This is a genomic window from Bradyrhizobium sp. JR3.5 (assembly GCF_054057015.1).
The window spans coordinates 4,847,939-4,866,358 of the sequence record NZ_JBSRYV010000002.1 but is presented as its reverse complement, the minus strand read 5'-3'; the positions used below and the strand labels follow the sequence as shown (position 1 = coordinate 4,866,358).

The following is an 18,420-nucleotide window of genomic DNA, read 5'->3' as shown; positions in this document are numbered from 1 at the left end:
CGTTTCTCCTAAGTCGCCAGATCGCCGAAGCAGACGTATTTCAGCTCCATGTATTCCGCCAAGCCGTGTCGTGAGCCCTCGCGACCGAGCCCAGACTGCTTCCAGCCCCCGAACGGAATCGGAGGACCCGTGAATGAAGTTGTATTGATACCGAGCATGCCGCACTCGATTTGCTCAGAAAGTCTAAGCGCTCGACGTAGGCTGTCCGTGTAGATGTATCCAGCCAACCCCATTTCGTTCGCATTGGCTCGGGCAACAACCTCTTCTTCAGACTCGAAGGGAAGTACGGCAGCTACTGGCCCAAACGTTTCCTCACGCGCAATGAGCATGCTCTCAGTAACATCACTTAGCAGTGTCGGAGGAACGAAGTTCGGACCCAGACCGGCGCTTTGATTGGTGGAAAGAACTCGCGCCCCCTTTCTTACCGCATCGTCGATTTGAGTCATGCACTTGTTGGCGACCGACAACTTGGTCATTGGCCCGATGTCTGTTGCAGGCTCCAGACCGTGACCGACGCTGAATCGAGCTATTGCCGCAGCGAACGCTTCGACGAAGGCACTGTAGATGCCTCCTTGTACATAGATGCGGTTAGCGGCCAAGCAGTCCTGACCCGACGTAGCAAATTTTGCGGCCACAGCTCCCTTGACGGCCTTCTCAATATCGACGTCATCAAAGATGAGGAAGGGGGCATGCCCACCCAGCTCTAGCGAAACCTTCTTGATCGTACCGGCCGCCCCCTCAAGAAGCAGACGACCAACTTCCGTAGATCCAGTAAATGAAAGAGCTCGTATTCTTGAATCGCGCAGCAGAGGCGCCGAAAGCTCGATCGGATCGCCGACGACGACTTGAAAGACGCCGCGCGGCATCCCGGCCTCTTCGGCCAATCTAGCCACGGCAAGAGCGGAGAGCGGCGTCTCGGGAGCGGGCTTTACGATAATCGGACAACCGGCTGCAAGAGCAGCTCCGGCCTTTCGCGTAATCATGGCGACAGGAAAGTTCCACGGAGTAATGGCCGCCGTGACGCCAATTGGCTGCATTCGGACCTGAAGCAGACTTCCAGCCTTGTGACTGGGGATCGTCTCTCCATAAGCGCGTTCCGCCTCTGCAGCGAACCACTCGAGAAATCCGGCGGCATACGCAATTTCATGACGCGCCTCAGCGAGCGGCTTGCCCTGCTCGCTCGTCACCAGGATGGCGAGTTCTTCCGAATGGTTGAGCATCAATGACGCCCATGACCTAAGGATCGCACCGCGCGCCGCCGGCAACAATTCTCGCCAGGCCACAAAGGCCCGCTCGGCTGCCCCGATCGCCAGATTCATGTCCCCCGCACTACAACGAGCAACATCAGCGATCTCTTCGCCAGTAGCCGGATCAATGACAACGTCTTTTCCCTCGCTCGCAATCCAGTCGCCGTCGATGAACGCGGCCCCTGCAACGAAATCTCGACGATGCAGGGTTTGCAGATGCCTCCGAGCGAGACCGGCCCAGTGAGGACTTTTGGGTCGAACACTTTGGTAGGCCATTCGAAGGTTTCCGTGCGGTCATTTGTTGAAATTGCCAGCACAATCAGGATACTGATGTCGCAAAGATATTTGCGTCGCGTTTCCCGTCCTTCAGACGATTTCCTGCAAGTCACGGTGACTTTGCGACGAAATACACCTGAAGGCCGGAGCCCAGCCATGCAATACGACCGAATAGACGCGCGTATCCTTGAGATCGTGCAAAAAAATAACCGCCTAACTTCCGAGACGATCGGTGAACTGGCGGGGCTTTCTGCTACCGCGTGTCAACGACGGCTAAAGAGGCTCCGTTCGGAGGGCATCATCGAGGCTGATGTCTCGATCGTTTCGGCGAAGGCAGTCGGAAGGCCTATTCAAATGCTTGTGCTAGTAAGCCTAGAGAGGGAGCGTTCGGATATCATTGACAGGTTCAAGAAGGCCATCAAATCGTCTGTTGAAGTTGTCAATGGATTTTACGTCACCGGCGACGCCGACTTTGTCCTCTACATTACCGCGCGTAGCATGGAAGATTATGAGCAGTTCACGCGGCGATTCTTTTATGAGAACTCAGACATTAAGGGGGTCAAGACGATGGTTATAATGGACCGCGTGAAGGCGGGCTTTGCCGTTCCAATTGAACCTCCATCCGAGGATTGATGCGGGTGTTTCACCCGGCGACTTGCGCTCGCGCTCTTTTTCATCGCCTGTTCGCACACAACACAGAAAACCGGCACGGTTGCGCCTCTACTTTCTGGCGCTACAGAGTTGCGGAGCGTATTGTTTCGATTGATCACGATTGGATTAATGCTATGAAGATCGCGTCTCTCATTCAGTTGCGTGACCATTCCCCTCTGATGAGACCATCCCAACAATAGGGCTCGGCGGTTCATTTAGGAGGTTCGGTTGAGCGAGCTTGCGGCCTCGCCTTAGGTGACTGAGATGGAGTTTGCCGTACGCTCCCGCTGCGCGAGCGGCATCAATTTCCCAAGCAACATACCGCATCATCGCGTTCGACCCGGCAATGGCGCTAGTGACCCAAAATTGAGGCAGCGCGAGGAGTGCTTGGTGTAAGTCTCACAGGACAAGGGACAAACTTCGCGCGAGGCGGCAATTGCAAGTTACCAGGGATGCTGCCTCATAGTTTCCTCCAAAACAGTGTACGCAAAACAGACGAGCCCGAAAAATTGCTTACCCACTCTGGAGTGGTCGAACTTGTCAAGTCATAATTGATTTGATCCAAGGTCAGACCATAGGAGGGCAGGAGCCGAGATGACGCATCCTTCCAAGCCCTCGCGGTCCGGCATCACCGTACCGCTGCGCTATCCGACCTTCCGTCGCATCTGGCTTGCGAGCTTGCTCACCAATCTCGGCATCTTGATACAGGGTGTCGGCGCAGCCTGGGCCATGATGCAGATGACGTCTTCCGCGGACCAGGTTGCGCTGGTGCAGACAGCGCTCATGCTGCCCGTAATGCTGATCTCGATGCCGGCTGGCGCCATTTCCGACATGCATGACCGCCGCATCGTGGGGCTCGTTGCGCTCTCGATTGAACTTTGCGGTGCAACCGCGCTGGCGGTGCTTGAATGGCTGGGCCTCACTACGCCGAATCTTTTGTTGGCACTCTGCTTTGTCGTCGGCAGCGGCATGGCGCTGATGGGACCCGCTTGGCAATCCTCAGTGAGTGAGCAGGTGCCCTCCGAGGCACTGCCTGCCGCCGTCGCACTGAACAGCATCAGCTACAATATCGCGCGCAGCGTGGGCCCCGCGGTCGGCGGCATCGTCGTCGCAGCGGCCGGCGCAGTGACCGCGTTCGCGCTTAACGCGCTACTCTATCTGCCGCTTATGTTCGCGTTCTTCTTGTGGAATCGCATCGCCGAACCCGCGCGTCTGCCGCCTGAAAAGCTCAACCGCGCCATCGTTTCTGGGGTGCGCTACATCATCAACTCGCCATCGATCAAGATCGTGCTGACGCGCTCCATGGTGATCAGCGTGATCGGCGGCGCGATCATTGCTCTGATGCCGCTGGTGGCCCGCGACCTCCTGCATGGCGGCGCACAGACCTACGGCATCATGCTCAGCGCCTTTGGTCTAGGCGCGGTGATGGGCGCGCTCACAATCACCTACGTCCGCAAGCGCATGAGCGGGGAGGCGGCGATCCGCGCCTGCGCTCTATCCATGGGCGGGGCGATTGCCGCGGTGGCACTGAGCCGTGAGCCGATTCTGACGGCGGCCGCCCTGGTCTTGGCGGGGGCGGTGTGGATGATGGCGTGGGTACTTTTTAGCATCGGCGTGCAGCTGTCAGCCCCGCGCTGGGTGGCGGGACGATCGCTCGCAGCCTATCAGGCGGTGAGCTCAGGCGGGATTGCCATCGGCAGCTGGAGTTGGGGTCATCTGGCCGATGGCGCTGGGGTCGACACGGCGCTCCTTGTCTCGGCAGTCTTGATGTTCGCCTCCCCGATCCTCGGGTTTTGGCTGCCAATGCCGCGCATTAGCGAGGGGGGCGAAGAGGCCGGGATACTCGAAGATCCCAAGGTGCGGCTGGCGCTGACCGGACGCAGTGGGCCGCTTGTGCTGGAGATTGAATATCGCGTCTCGCAGGAGAATGCGCGCGCCTTCCACAACGTGATGCAGGGGGTCCAGCTGTTTTCGGCAACGCAATGGCGCCTATGGCTGGTCGCTTGCTCGCGATATTGCCGATCCCGAACTTTGGATGGAGCGCTATCACTGCCCGACGTGGCTCGATTATTTGCGCCAGCGCAACCGTTCGACTCAGTCGGAGCGCGCGCTGGATCGGCAGGCCACGGCTTTCCACATCGGTCCTGAGCCCGTGCGCGTCCGACGCATGCTTGAGCGCCCGTTCGGATCGGTTCGCTGGAAGGAAGATACTCCGGATCGAGCTGTGAAACACTTGGTCGCCGGTGATTGCCAGCGCGGTGGAAAGAAGTAGAAGCCGTCCGCTTAGAACCAAGTCATCTGACGCTCTGAAGGAAGCGAAAACTTGCGCAAGCGGCACGCGCCTTGGCGATCGCTTGAAGCTTGAAGCGCAACCAACTCTTGCCTTTCCCAACAGCCGAAGATCACGCCGAAGTCCAAACTGAACAGAAGAGCTAAAGTAAAACGCCTGCAGCGATTTTCTAGTCAACCGCCCCTTCCGCTGAAATCACGGACTCGGACGAAGCATAAGCGTCTGAAACAAGCTTGTAACAGCCACACGTTCTTTGCTCGAGGCACTTGCGTTCATCAATCTGCAAGACGCCGCGCCTCTTGCGAATCAACCTCTGTTCTTCGAATTGGCTTAGGGTCTCAGTGACCCCGGCCCGGCGCAATCCCAAGACCGACGAAAGATAGTCATGGGTAACTGGAAGCACATGAGCGTCCACGGCGTCACTAGCCAGACAGAGCCAGCTCGCGAGCCGCTTTTCGCGGCCGTGCCGAACCCCGCATAACCCTGTCTGAGCGCAATGCAGGGCGAGCGCTTGATCGTACCGCGAAAGATGTTCCCGGATTTCAGGACGATCGTTCATCACCCGACGCAAATCCTCGACACGGATCCTGTGCGCGCTTCCGGGAAAGAGCACAACAGCTTGATGCGTCGAAATTTGTCTGCCCACCAAGAGCGAAGCGCCAATCGCTCCGCGATATCCTATTACCGCCACCTCAAGGATGCTACCCGTCGCGACAATCCTGAGAGAGACGAGCCCCGACTCGACAAAATAGACGTGATCAAGAGGCCGTTTCGGCTCCAGCAGCACCGTCCGTTCTTTCAGGACGATCGGCTCAAGGAACTGCCCTATCGCCGCCAAGTCTTGAGGAGAACATTTTGCCAGTATCGCGTTTTTGACAAAGGACCGCGAACTACGACATACCGTACCAGGCCCGCGAAGCATTTGCTGTGTGCCCGACACCCGGTTCAGGACAGCATTTGCGGAGCCGCCAAGCTCTTCCAAGACAGCAGGCACGCGGTCGGTCATAGTGTGGTCTGTCTCCTGGCACCTTGATTTCTAGCCGACCGGCTCACTCTACCGACTCTCCAATCTTGATTGGTGCAATGAGCCTCGTGTCGACGCCCAAATCCCGCTTTGAACCGTCCTTTTCGGCGGATTCCAACGCATTCGAGCGACGATAGCTGCCTTGCCGACTGAAGCGAACGCGCGGAGAGCTGTCTCTATGGACAGCGATGAGCATAGTGTCCGATCGAGCGGCCGACGTGGCGGAAGCGGGCCGGTGCCGACCTGGTCCCGAGAATGGGAAGCTCGGGAGCATCCTGGAGCGCTTACAGCTCGCCAAATTGTGGCGCGGCGATGCGAGCTTTCGCGCTCGTTGCTGCTCCGATTGCGACGGTCGTTTCTCCCCGCCCCGAAGGATGTCACCGGGCGACAAATGGGACACCTACAAGAAAGGATGGTCCGCACCTCGGCGGTAACGCCTGGTCCAGTGGGCCTACCAGCAGGGCGCAATCAAGATCGAGCTGCGGCTTGCATCTGATGCAGATCACCGGGCGGTCGACGTAGCAGCCCTTAAGACTGCCGTCACGGCTTTGGCTGAGGGACGGCAGCGATGATCCCCTTTGCGTCGGACGTGCGCGCTTGGATAGCGACCGGCCGCACCGACAGCTTCACGAGCGTCGAGAGCGGAGCGATCGTCGTGGTCTACGCATCGGAAGTATCATCCTTGGCTTCGTCCAACATACGATAGGGTCATCCGATGAGGGCGGATACAGCGTTTGCGCATCCCCAAGAGAGACTAAATCCGGATCCGCCATGCCCGTAGTTATGAACTACGCATGTACCGGTCTCTAAGACCTCCCGCTCAAGCCTGACGCCAGACGGCCGCACTGGCCGCACCCCGACGACGAGCTGTCGGGGCCTGCTGTCCCGAACCCAGGGGACATAGAGACCGGCGCGGGCCACTACGTCTGACCACTTGATCGTTTCGACGAGGTCATTCAGCCCAGCCTCCGCGCTACCACCAATCATCACTTCACCGGCTCGGGGTATCACGTAAGCCATTCCATCTGGATGATCATCGTCTCCAATATATTCCGTGGGTGAGCCGTCACTGGATGCCACCACAAAATATTGCCCCTTATATGGTTCAAAAGTTTCGTCGTTGATGAGGGTCGAGGCCCCCAGCCCGGTGCAATTTACGATGATATCGTGTTGACAGCTGAGATCAGCCAAGCGGTCGACGTGCTGTCGCCTGAACTGCACGTTCCTCTTCTCGGCCTGCTCGACCAGCCAGTTCAGATAAGAGGACATTTTCGCAGCGGGCGCTTTCAATCGATACCCCCAATTTACAGGGGCATGTGAAAGTGAGCTATTGGACCCACAGAGCTCACTTTCCGGCTCATTGAATTTACGCAGCTCGTCATCCGTTAGAAATGCGAACTCCGGCGGAATATGGGACCAACTCGGAACATGTCTCGGCTGGGTTCTGAAGAGTTCGACCCCACGAATAATTTCGACGCCGGCTTCAGGAGAAAGACGGGATATATCAAGCAACTTTTGCAACGTGATCGAAGACCATTCAAGCACTTCAGCGGTCTCTGGAACGAGGTACACATGCCACACGGCAGTTGCCTTGACCGAATCGGTATCAGCCCCGAACTTGTCGGCGATTATCTGGACGTCATGCCGGCTTGCCAGCACGATTGCCGTCGTAAGACCGATGACACCAGCTCCGACGACGCAAACCGGCTTCGTCATCGAGGGTCCCTCCTGTCTAGGAGCACACGCTGAAAGGCCTTGAACAATTTTTCTGCCGCGGCGGCCCGGTCCTTGCGCAATTCCTTGGCCGTCTGCGCCACGACGTGCTCCGGAGGAAACAATGGGGATCCGCCATGCGATAGCGCCAAAATCTGAACTCGACATGCAACTTCTACATAATGTTGCAGATAGACCGCTTCCTCGATGTTTGGGGCCACGACGAGAAGCCCATGGTTGCGCAGCAGCCCCACTCCTCCCGCCTCGAACAGCCGCATGAGCGCAGGATCACTCTCTGCTTCACGGAACAATCCTCGATACTCGATGCAGATCGTCTCGGGAATGAACTCGACGGCTATCTGCGAAATTGGAAGAAGCCCTGCGGCGGTAGTGCCGACAGCCAACGCATTTTCGGAATGCGTATGTATTGCACTACCTGGTCGCGCTCGGATCTTGTGGATCAGCCGGTGAAGCTCATATCCGTCAACATTCACGCCGAGCGCTTCCGGAGTAAGCTTGTCCGCCTCATCGAGAGAAAACGTGATCCAGTCCGATGGTCTTATTTCAACAGCAAGTACACCATCGGGATTCATGGAAACAAAGATACGTCCGTCATCGTCGAGCCATGCGGTTGAAATGTGATTGAATATTGTGTCGACGTAATTCAGCTCTCCAAGTATCCGCCATGCATCCGTCATCTTCGCGTTGACAACGGGCATATTACTTCCCCCGCTCCGCGACGCAGAGCCTTATTCCAAGATCTTCATAGGCATTGTATGGGGGATCAAAGCTTCTGAATGTTATTTCTGCGGCCTCGATCTCGGACGATAGCCACGAGGAACCGCGCGCGACTCTATCATCCAGGCCGGAGACATCTGCTTCTTGCAAGAACGTTTCCTCACTGTACGGCTTTGCTTTGGAAAGCGTCCATTCCCAGACGTTGCCGACGATATCATGAAGACGGGCCGAATTGAACGGAAATAGCCCTACGGCGCACGGCCGAAGGGCTCTCGCCTCCTCGGTCGTTTCTGCTTCCCGTAAATGTGCGTTTTCGCAAGGAGGCCCCTCCGTCCATGGATAGGGGTTCTCTCCGCTCAACTGCCGGGCCACACTCTCCCACTCGGCTTCTATCGGCAGCCGCACCTCGTGGCCTTTGTCTAGCTTTCCCTCCTTGCGAAGCCGGGTATCGATCCAGCTTGCATAGGCCAGCGCCTCCCACCAGTTCACCCCGACAACAGGCTGATTGGGCCTGTTGTGTGAAGGGGCCGACCAGTACATCGGGGCAGATCTTTTGATCATTCGTTCGCATTGGTTCGGGAAGTCTTCGGCAATTAGCCGAAGTCCCAGCACCTCACTGGTCAAGTGTGTCGGTGCGACTGCCCGAGCGCGGTTCAGCACTGTATCGCGCACGTCACGATCGCCACATGCCCACGCCCATCCCTCAGCACTCTGCCAGTGCTCTCGCTGCTGGTAGCCCCCGTCATCCAGGAATTCCTTGTATTCCGCGTTGGTCACCAAAAACGCCGATAACGCAAAGCGGCCCAGCTCGCCCCTAATCGGTGGTGATGCGGGAACGCTCGAATATTTCGTTATTCTCGTAATGTGATCAGTCGATCGTCCAATTTGCTTCGGTCCGGCGTCTACCCAGAATAGCCTGTCGCTGAACTCGGCATCGAGCCTCGGGTCACCCAACGTGCCCAGAAGGTCGCCGACCCGCAGCCTCCTGGAGAAGGGCAATGAACGCTTGCTCAACCACTTGAGCAGGTCGGATTGGCTCGCCAGGATTCTCTGTTTGAGGTCGCGCATCAAGTTCTGACCATGCGTGACAGATACGACTTCGCTGAGCATTTCGGCTCGGGCCAGGACCGCTTCGATCGTGCGGCTTCCAGGCCCTCCTCTCAACTCACCGACGAAGGCGTTTATTTCGTTTTTTCCTTCTTCGCTTGCGGCCCGCAATCCGGCCCAATACCGTATCGGCGGATGCCACTTCTCGACCAATGCGTAGCCGCGCCGTTCCGTGACCGGCCGCTTCGCCAACGCATGTCCGGCCAGCACCTCGCGAAAGACATTGTGCGCGAAATCGTATTGATTTCGCCGCAGCGACGAGAATATTCCGTGTCCGCGCCGAATATGAGCCGCAATGCTCGTGATAAGGTTTTCCCGGGTTTCGAAAGACGTCGCTTCCGCCAGCCGGCATGTGTTTTTTGAGACGAGCCGAAGGTCCTCGTCGGTCAAGATCTTTGTCCCGCCCTCTACGAGCCTTTCTTGCGCAGTGAAGGCAGCTTCCGCAAGCGCATCCAGAATCCAGTTGCCATGATCGGTGACGAGCCGTCTCTGGTCACCGAACAAGTGCTTTTTGATAAACAGCCGGTCAACCGCTCTCAAGCACAATTGACTGACGGACGATGGGATATCCCGGGTTTCGTCCGAATAGACCGTTTGCAGAATATTGAGCATCAATGGCGTCAAGCAAACGGCACCGAGGTCCGAGTTCGTCGATATCGCGCTGGCAATGTCCTGCTTGCGCTTCTCTAAATCCGCTATGTCAAGGCCTTCTTCTGCGCGAAGTTTAATCGCAGCATCGTGCCAGCGAAACACGGCCTCCCTTGCCTGTTCTGGCGAGAAATTCGAGATCTCAAACAAGGCCGCTGGCCTTATCTTGGTTCGATCGTCCTCGTACCAGTCGACCACGCGGCTCGTGACAATTGTGCTGAGGTGGCCCGTGCGAAAGCTTTCGTTGTTTGGGATGTTGACGCTTCGGATCAAGGCTGCAGCCTCAATCCGGGTGGGAATCAGGTCATCGGTCCCATGCGTCGTTGGAAGCTCATCCAGGCCGTCGAAGATCAGCGTGGCGGTTTTTAGAGATTTTTCCAGCTCGAGTATCGCCCCTTCGTCCAGAACCAGATCAACGGCTCGCAGTGCGCACTCTACAATCGCCCGCTGATTGGTCCTGTTTTTTAGCTTCAAATTCGCTAGCGGCACGTAAAACGCAAAGCGGTCAAGCTTGTTTGCAAGAAATTCCTGCGCAAAACTGATGGTAAGATATCGAGCAAGGGTCGATTTGCCATATCCCGGATGTCCAATCACGACCGCACATTGCTCAGGGGTTGCCCAAAGTGCATTTATATCCCGCTCAACGCTTCGTTCATCCGCCGTCCGAAGCGTCGGCGGCACCCATAGCTCGCCGAGGTTGCAACGCCGTACCGGAGCTTGACCAGACCGGTCGAACACGAATTCGCCTGGATCTCCGTACTCAAGACTATCCAGCTTCGCGATCGCTGCAGCCAAATACCGCGCTTCGCCGTCGGCAAGTGATCTTCGAATAGGATTCGACGATGATGGCGTTACTCTGGTGACTTTCTCTTCAGGAGTTCGTTCCCTTCTCGGGACATCCATCTGTTCCTCGCAATGTCCTTACGATTTCTAATATGGAAATTCACTGAGGGCAGTCAGCACTCCCGTCGCGCTACGTTTCCAATAACCACCTTCCCGGGACATAAAGTACATAACGGGTTCTGGAACGAGGCTCGGGTCCCGATCGTCCAATAGCGGCACATTGAATGTGTTTTGGCTTGGCAAAATTGGCCTTTGCGTATCCACCAGTAGCCGGCCTTCCGCTTCGACCCGCCAAACGTAGATTGGCGATTTTGTCAGGTTCTGTATTTCGAGATCCCACAGCCGGCCGATCACTACATCCGTGACTTCTTCCTTCAAGACCTGCGACGTAAGCCAAAAATAAACCGCGGTCTGCTCATCAATCGATTTCTGCTCTTGTTCTTTCCGGTTCTTCCCAGACTGCCATAGGAGTGACGCCAATGCGGTCATTACGCCCAGAAACGTCGCGCTACCGGATACAACTTGCCCCCAGGAGCCGAATTTTTGATAATCAATTACCCCGAGCTGGATCCCCCAATAATTGAGAGTACCGAGCATCAAGGAGCAGAAAAGCAGCAGCAGAACCGCTACCCAAAGTAGCGCGAACACCATTTGGTCATTCGTGCTGCGGCGCGGTTTGGGCCGGTGCATTGCTGTCACCTGACTCTGTAGGCGTCCTTGCCGAATTTAATCATGTTGATGATTGATGCCACCGCCCGATTGGCCATCGCATCCCGCGCATCGCTCGTAAGCGAAGCAATATGGCCGGTTATCATCAGCCGCGCCGGTATGTGCAACTCGGCAGCATTGGCGACCTCGGCCGGCTCGTAAAACCCATCGAAGGCTGCATAGCCGAGCTTTCTTGACGAGAGGGCATCCAACAAAGCTGTTGGGTCAACGATCTCGGCGCGCGCGCTGTTGATCAGAATGAGCCCGGGCTTGAACCTGTCAAACTGCCTCCGCCCGATCAAACCGCGCGTTTCGGTATTGCCTGGCGTCATGACAATCAGGACGTCGACACTCTCCGAAAGCTCGTCAAGAGGCCGGTAAGTCAACCCAAGGCGCGCCTCCTCGGTTGGCTTTCGCGTTCTCGAGAAGTAGGAGACAGGACAATTAATGCCCCACCTTAGGATCTCAGCAACGCGGGTGCCTATACCGCCGAGACCAACGATACCGACATGTAAGTTCGCCAGATCTCTTTGCTTTTCTTCCTTGCCGGACTTCCCCTCAGAATAGGCGAGCGCGTACTGATGGATGCGGCGAGTCGAGTTTAAAAGCAGACCGATCGTAAATTCAGCAACAGCGTTGCTCAAAGTGCCCGGCGTGTTGGTGACTGCGACCCCATACCTCGCAGCAGCATCGGCGTCGATAAACGATTGATACCCCATTCCAAGGAAGGCGATTACCTTGAGCTTCTTTGCGCCTTGAAGTGCCTTTGCTGTTGCAAACTCATCTCCGCCTAGGAGGTAGCCGGCCTTGTCGGCCAGGGCTGCCGCGAGCTCATCCTCGGATAGCAGATGAGTGGGGTTTTCTATCACAAATCCCGCTTGACTCAGCGGCTCCAGCAATTCTTTGCGGACGCTCGTGCCAGTTATCAAGATCTTGTCTGACATGGTAATTTCCCTTTGTTAAATGCCCTGCTGTGCCGCGCGCAGCAGCTCATCATAGTAGCGCACCCTGGCGCTAACGCCGTGCGCCGCGCCGGCAAGATATTCCCGCGCGTCATACCCTAGCTTTTCAAGCGCGGTCGCCGCCTCTGCGATAAGGCGGGAATGCGTTTCGTCTTCTCCAATGTTCGCGTGAAGGAAGCTTCTGTAGTCTGCCGACGGCAAAGCGGCATCAAAGCAAGCCTCTACCGCTCGGTACTCGGCCAGAAGCATTTGCTCGTTTCCGACACCAAGAGCTCCGAGCGCCCGCATTGGATCGGCCTCAGTTTGCTCCAAAGCCTCGATGAAAGACGCCACCGCGTCCGTGACCTTGACCGCTGCGCTTGAGAGCCCAACTGACCTACACAAATTCCAAACAAGCCACGGGTGAGAATGATCTGCGATCCCGGCACGGACTGGGCTGTGTTCGCCATGGACGACCGGCATCAGGAGTGAGCGAACGTGAACATTCGGAATCCCGGCAATCACTCTAAGCAGAACTTGCGAAAACGGATTGGTAACAACAGCCTCCTGGCTTGCCCACAAGGCCAGAGCATCCGGATGGCCCTTTGCATACTCGAAGAAAGGATGGGCCTCGATTCTAGCACGCCGCTCGATCGCTTCTGCCTCGGCGACGAACGGAGCAATGGCCAATGGACAATCGGCTGGAAATACTTGTCCACTGGAAAGGTGGTCTTTGGCAAAGCATCGCTATTCATGTCTCCCTCGGCATTCTTGGCAGGAGGCTGCTCGTCACGGGGTCATCACAGGATCAAAAGAGCGGATCCGCCCGCGATCCCAGGGTCTTCGCCAGCACTCCAACCACCTCAAGGGCCACAAGCCCGCCCCCTTTTCGATAGGTTCTGAGCTTGGGGCGCACGGTTCTCTTCATTTGCAATGTCACTAACGCAATCCTGCTGACCGCTGCGCGGTCCTTACGATAAATGCCCGCCTATCCTGCCAATACACCCCTTCCCGATAGCGGCTTCAAAAATCCGTCAAGCCCAACCTGAACATCTTGCAGACGGTTCCATCCATGACGCTGCGCGGCACATTTTGATTTGAGTCACGAGATCGAGCCTCATCTGCAATTCGCTACCTACTTGGGCGATCTCTTGTAGTCGGAATAGCGACGAGAAGTTGCCAGGCAAACGATCAAACAGCGCAGAAATTCACCGATTTTTCCGCCTCTGCGCAGGATGAAGGCCGACAACATCGACATGGAAAACCTCGCGAGCTGGCTGGACAGAGCGGCCATTTTCCCTATCTCGATTTTCGGCCGGTGATGGGCGCCCGACGGTAGCGGCCGTCCAGGAGGCTGCCGTACGATGGTTCGATGAAGAGCTAAAAACAGGCCTGGAGAAACTGACATGAAAGCCGATTGGAAGACGGCGAACGATCTGCGCGAAGATGTGAAGAGAGGAACGGGCCTGGACCTGGGTCCTCTGCTTATCGATCTTTGGGAACGCGTTGACGAACTGCAGCGCGAACGTGCGGCGGCTCGCGCGAGGATCGAGCGATTGGAGCACGCCGCGGATGTCTCAGGCGCCCCGGATCCAGAGGACCGCTCCGGGCTTTAGCGGAACGCTTACGTTCCACCAACGAGGCTCGGCAAGGCAGGACAGGACAGGATCATCTCTGGACGACCAAGCCTGACCGCTGCTGGTGGTAGCGAAGACCAAGGCTTAAGACGTGGTCACGCGGACCAGGCTGATGGGCGACAGCGGGAGCGCCCGCGCGGGGCCCACGACGCTTTCCCTGCTCTGAAATCAAAATGGCCCGCAGATGGGCAGCCAAGCGGCACTGATGCAGCTGCGCGTTGCGATCGGCCTGGACCTGCTGAGCCTGCGTCTCGGCCTGCTCACCTACTGATGAAGCAGCTCCGTCACTTCGACCACCGCCTTGCGCGAGCTTCTCCATGGGCACATCCGCGCCAACCGCCATGAGCACAAGCCTTCAGCCGAGAACGAATCGATCGAGCAGCGCTGATGTCTAGGTCAGGCCGGGTGCGGGCCGGCGCGCCCAACCGGCGGCCATGCTGGGACAACAAACATGAAACATGGACTATCGATGCTGGTAGTTTTCGAAGCGCAACCCGCCATATAATCTGAGCCATGCGTCCAATTATTCGGATTCATAAGACGATTGGGAGATGAAGAAGCAGGCCCAATGTCTACTCTGCTGGCCAGCGCTCTTGAGCAAACCTCAAGCATGGACCCATATTTGACTTCGCTGAAGGTGACGTCCATGCCCTTGGCTAGAGGCCGTCTAAGACGCGGGTAGCGCGATGCATCAAGACGGACATCCGCATTGCCCTAACGCAATGCTGTCGCTGTGGGCATTTGAGCAACAGATTGGCCGACGGACCAAGAAGGAGACATTTACAACGCCGTACTGCCAACAGCCTTATGCATGGTTCGCGTGCGTCGCCGGCCAGTTCAAATCAATCGGCTTGCCGTTTATCTCGGATTGCAGCCCCATCTGAGGTCGAGGTTGGCGCTACGCAGTTGCAACAGTCTGTACGTAAGGGAAGAGAAATGCCGGACATCGTCGTAACAGATGTAATCGCCTCTTCCATCGTACAAGCGATCGAGGGAGGTAATGAGGATTTTACCGGTGTCATCACCGGTGTCGGCAACAGCCGACCCATTGCTGTGGTATTACAGGATCCCCAAACCCAGCGCGTTCTGGGCGGTGCGATGGGGCTTTCATCAGTAGGACTGCTGTTCCTGGACTCGTTCTTTTTGCCAAGGCAATTGCGCGGAAAGGGCCTGGGAAACGCGATCTTGAAGAAATTTGAAGAAGAGGGCCGACAGCGCGGCTGCCGATCGGCCTTCCTTTACACCGTCAATTTTCCTGATTTCTACGCTCGGAACGGATGGAAGGCCTTCGGCCGAACGCCTTGCGACCCACCCGGAGCATTCCGCGTTTTTATGACCAAGAACCTGGAAGCCTGCTCATAGCCCTCTTCACAGGGCTCTTGTTGAGGTATGTATTCATCCCTGCGACTTGCAAGATGCCCCGAGGTGGGGACGTCGCGAAGCTGAAAAATGCCATCGTCAGCGCGGAAAACCGCCAGAAAGGACGGCGAACCGAGGGCAGTATGGGTTCCCGATGAAGGCAACGAAGCAATGCGTGATCTCGTGCGCGGCATGTCGAACCGCCGTCAAACGCGAGCTACCTTCGCCGGCTCCGATGAGGGCAGCCGGCGCGCCGAACTCGCTCCGAGTTCGTAATCGGCATTGCGCGCCGTCAGTCTCATTGTTCGGGCAAATCGTCTAACCAGCGGGCGGCCTCGACGTGGCGTCGGGAAAAGATCTTTCCGATCGTCTCGGGGGCCTTGTTCTGATGGTATCGCATATACACGCGGTCATCGTCTCCCAAGCCCAATATCTCGATCTTTCCTGTGTAATGGGACATGATATATTTAAATGTCTTCTCGATGCCACTGAGACGTTGGTTCACGCCGCGCACAATCTCTAGTCCCCGTCGCAGTGCAACCTGGAAGTGAGATGCGCCCTTCACCGGCCTCGCTTGAAAGAGGTAGTATGGGCGCACTCCGATTTCGTGGCATTTGGCGAACGTCGCTGCCAGTATCTCGGGATCATCGTTGACTTTGGCGAGAAGCACGGATTGGTTAAGGAATTGCACGCCCTGCGCTCGCAAAGAGCGAACTGCGCGCGCCGCATCGGGCGAGATCTCACCGACGTGATCGAAATGTGTAACGATTATTGGAGTCTTACCCGCTTTGTGGATTCGCTGGAATAATGCCGGTAGAGCGGCATCCTCAAACCGCCTTGGCTCATAGGCCAGCATTTTTGTGCCGAATCGAATCGACTTCAAATGATTGATTGGCAGCAGGTGATCAAGAATCGTGTTGAGTTTGGCGGTGCTGAGCACCAACGGGTCGCCTCCCGACAGTAGCACGTTCGTCATCTCAGGGTGGCGCCCGATATATCGCGCGGCCTGAGCGAAGTCAGGTGCGATTTCATCGGAAGCCTTGCCCACCATGCGTTTGCGAAAGCAATAACGGCAATATGAACCGCAGCGTTCAGTCACCAGCAACAAGCCGGTCTGTGCGTACTTGTGCTGGAGTCCCGGCGCGACCGTGTTGTCGTGCTCGCCGCTCGTATCCAAAGTGCCAGGGCTCACGAACTCCTCGACTGAGGGCTCCACAATGTATTTAAGCTGATCGTAGTAACCGCTGTTGACAATCTGTCCGCGATAGAACTTTGTGACGTGATAGGGTGTGATGTTGTTGACTTGCAGTTCACTCTCACTAACGACGCGCGTTTCTTCGATGAACTTCAAGACTTGTGCTGTGCAATCCAGCGGATTAGCCGTACTTCTCATTGCTGCACCTCGTCCTGTCCTGATGAGCTGCGTCCCATTCAGAACAGCGAGCTACTCGTTTACGATACACAGCATCAATGATGGACCGATACCTACCTACTGTGGTGAGGAATATCGGTCTCGAGATTTGAGGAAGCCCCGCGCTGGCACTCACCCCGAGGTAGCGGCTCGGTAGCGAAATCAAACGGCCCCCCAACAGCGGAGCGCACGCCATGCCGGAGGTAGCGACAAGCGCGCCCCGCTGCGTTTGCCGCTCGCACAAACAGGCGACCGCCGCCCCCTCGTAGGGCGACGTGAGCGCCGTATCTGATTGCGAAAAGCACCTTTGGCTGATCTCATCTGTGATCAGGAAGCTGTGTGTGCCGGCCCCAGATTTAATGAGGCTCAGTGGCGCAAGACCGGTATTGAAGCGCACTTTCGACCACCACCAGACTCGATCCGCTACACCTTTGAGTTGCCAGCCGCGGACTGCGAACCACCGGCTCGCGCCGTGCCGTCTCTCACACGATTGGCGCCGCCTGCTGGCGCTTTCTCAGAAATTGGTAAGGACAAGATTAGAAGCAGATCGCGCGCTGCGGCACACGGCACACCACCCTAGCGAGATCTGCAGCAGATCCGAAGCGGCTCCCGCTCGACATTGGACGGCCCCGCACGCGCCAGCCAATTAGTCTTGAACCGCCTGCGTCTTTCAAACCGGACAAGCCTGATCCGATTAGGCAGCCTCAGCGGCCCGTGGCCTTGGCTTTCTGATGCGCGACACGTCGCCCTCAATCGCAAGCCGGCCCATCACCCGATGATGACCGCCGGCTTTATTGACGGGGTAGCGCTCAGTCGCACGATTGTCCCAGATTGCGACGTCGCCTGATTTCCAGTTCCAGCACAAGGTGTTTTCCGGTGCAGTGAGATAGGATTGAAACAGCTCGAACAGCTTCTGGCTGGCATACCGCTGCAGGCCTGTAAAGTTCTGCACGGAACGACCGAGCGCGAGCATGCGCTCGCCGGTCTCGGGGTGAACGCGAACGACAGGAAGCGTCGTTTCGTAGATAGTTCCGGTGAATACATCATCGAAGCGCTTCTTGTCGGCTTCCATGGCGCCCTCTGTCACGGAGTTATCGAAGGCGGCGCAGCGTACAGCCCAGAGGTTGTCGGCAAGCATCCGCAGCGGCTCTGGAAGATCAAGATATGCAGCCGCCGTGCTCGACCAAGCGATGTCACTGCCATAAGGCGGGATTGCCGCGCCGCGCAGCACCGAGATCTTTGGACGGGCGGCACTGAAGCCATCGTCCATATTCATCTGATCGATGCGACGGCAGGCGCGATCTGACAGCATTTCCCGGATCGTCAAGCTTCCCGTGGTGTCAGCCATGGCGCGGTATGGATGTGGTATCAACGAACCGAGCCGGATGGCAAAACGCTGCTGCTGGGCATCATCGAGATGTCCCTGATCCCGGAAGAAGATGACCTTATGTTCGAGCAGCAGCCGGTTAATGGCTGCAACGAGCTCGTCGGACAGATCGTCCGATAGTTTGATATTCTTGATTTCGGCACCAAGCCGGACCGCCTGCCTGACGATATCTGCTCTCGGAATGACGTTATCATCGGTCATCGAGTTACTCATGACGGTGCCTCTCTCTGTGGATGTCTCAACAAAGCTCCGCGATTCATGGCGACGAGACCGCGGCTGAGGCGGCGAGCCATCTTGATGACAAGCGCCCAATTGCGTGCGAGGTGATTCACGCCGCACAATGAGCCAGGCCGGAAGTGTCGGACACAGACCACGATCATCTTATGATCTGACTCCCTCTCAGGGCGGACACATCCAGTGCGGTTTTAGATCCGACGAAA

13 protein-coding genes and 1 pseudogene are annotated in these 18,420 nt (G+C 57.0%); 4 read left to right on the top strand and 10 right to left on the bottom strand.

Annotation, left to right across the window (positions count from 1 at the left end):
• Positions 1–8: 8 nt before the first annotated feature.
• Positions 9–1,523 (bottom strand): NAD-dependent succinate-semialdehyde dehydrogenase, encoded by a 1,515-nt coding sequence (locus ACVWW1_RS40265; protein WP_456659722.1) that lies wholly within the window; start codon positions 1,521–1,523, stop codon positions 9–11.
• A gap of 156 nt (positions 1,524–1,679) precedes the next feature.
• Here ACVWW1_RS40265 and ACVWW1_RS40260 point away from each other — a divergent pair, with 156 nt between their 5' ends.
• Both ACVWW1_RS40260 and ACVWW1_RS40255 read left to right on the top strand, forming a co-directional pair.
• Complete coding sequence (locus tag ACVWW1_RS40260) at positions 1,680–2,156, top strand: Lrp/AsnC family transcriptional regulator (protein WP_456659721.1); 477 nt, start codon at positions 1,680–1,682, stop codon at positions 2,154–2,156.
• 612 nt (positions 2,157–2,768) lie between these two features.
• Positions 2,769–4,444: pseudogene (locus ACVWW1_RS40255) on the top strand (MFS transporter); the annotation flags it as partial.
• A 189-nt stretch (positions 4,445–4,633) separates the two neighbouring features.
• Here ACVWW1_RS40255 and ACVWW1_RS40250 read toward each other — a convergent pair.
• From ACVWW1_RS40250 to ACVWW1_RS40220, 7 genes are all read right to left on the bottom strand, one after another.
• Complete coding sequence (locus ACVWW1_RS40250) at positions 4,634–5,470, bottom strand: Crp/Fnr family transcriptional regulator (RefSeq protein WP_456659720.1); 837 nt, start codon at positions 5,468–5,470, stop codon at positions 4,634–4,636.
• A 726-nt stretch (positions 5,471–6,196) separates the two neighbouring features.
• Positions 6,197–7,204, bottom strand: coding sequence for an FAD-dependent oxidoreductase (locus tag ACVWW1_RS40245; protein ID WP_456659719.1), 1,008 nt, complete (start codon positions 7,202–7,204; stop codon positions 6,197–6,199).
• A complete protein-coding gene (locus ACVWW1_RS40240; RefSeq protein ID WP_456659718.1) occupies positions 7,201–7,920 on the bottom strand; it encodes a class II aldolase/adducin family protein in 720 nt (239 codons plus the stop codon). The genes ACVWW1_RS40245 and ACVWW1_RS40240 overlap by 4 nt, the downstream gene beginning before the upstream one ends.
• A gap of 1 nt (position 7,921) precedes the next feature.
• The gene (locus tag ACVWW1_RS40235; RefSeq protein WP_456659717.1) at positions 7,922–10,489 is read right to left on the bottom strand and encodes an SUMF1/EgtB/PvdO family nonheme iron enzyme; all 2,568 of its coding nucleotides are present in this window, start codon (positions 10,487–10,489) and stop codon (positions 7,922–7,924) included.
• Positions 10,490–10,624: 135 nt separating this feature from the next.
• A complete protein-coding gene (locus ACVWW1_RS40230; RefSeq protein WP_456659716.1) occupies positions 10,625–11,227 on the bottom strand; it encodes a hypothetical protein in 603 nt (200 codons plus the stop codon).
• Positions 11,228–11,232: 5 nt separating this feature from the next.
• Positions 11,233–12,189, bottom strand: a complete 957-nt coding sequence (locus ACVWW1_RS40225; RefSeq protein WP_456659715.1) for a 2-hydroxyacid dehydrogenase — start codon at positions 12,187–12,189, stop codon at positions 11,233–11,235.
• A gap of 15 nt (positions 12,190–12,204) precedes the next feature.
• A complete protein-coding gene (locus tag ACVWW1_RS40220) occupies positions 12,205–12,876 on the bottom strand; it encodes an iron-containing redox enzyme family protein (protein ID WP_456659714.1) in 672 nt (223 codons plus the stop codon).
• Positions 12,877–13,592: 716 nt separating this feature from the next.
• Here ACVWW1_RS40220 and ACVWW1_RS40215 point away from each other — a divergent pair.
• Both ACVWW1_RS40215 and ACVWW1_RS40210 read left to right on the top strand, forming a co-directional pair.
• Complete coding sequence (locus tag ACVWW1_RS40215; RefSeq protein ID WP_456659713.1) at positions 13,593–13,802, top strand: hypothetical protein; 210 nt, start codon at positions 13,593–13,595, stop codon at positions 13,800–13,802.
• A gap of 957 nt (positions 13,803–14,759) precedes the next feature.
• The gene (locus ACVWW1_RS40210) at positions 14,760–15,185 is read left to right on the top strand and encodes a GNAT family N-acetyltransferase (RefSeq protein WP_456659712.1); all 426 of its coding nucleotides are present in this window, start codon (positions 14,760–14,762) and stop codon (positions 15,183–15,185) included.
• A gap of 295 nt (positions 15,186–15,480) precedes the next feature.
• Here the strand turns inward: ACVWW1_RS40210 and ACVWW1_RS40205 are convergent, their stop codons facing one another.
• Positions 15,481–16,575, bottom strand: a complete 1,095-nt coding sequence (locus tag ACVWW1_RS40205; RefSeq protein WP_456659711.1) for a KamA family radical SAM protein — start codon at positions 16,573–16,575, stop codon at positions 15,481–15,483.
• A 712-nt stretch (positions 16,576–17,287) separates the two neighbouring features.
• Positions 17,288–18,193, bottom strand: a complete 906-nt coding sequence (locus ACVWW1_RS40200; RefSeq protein ID WP_456659710.1) for a TauD/TfdA dioxygenase family protein — start codon at positions 18,191–18,193, stop codon at positions 17,288–17,290.
• Positions 18,194–18,420: the final 227 nt, after the last annotated feature.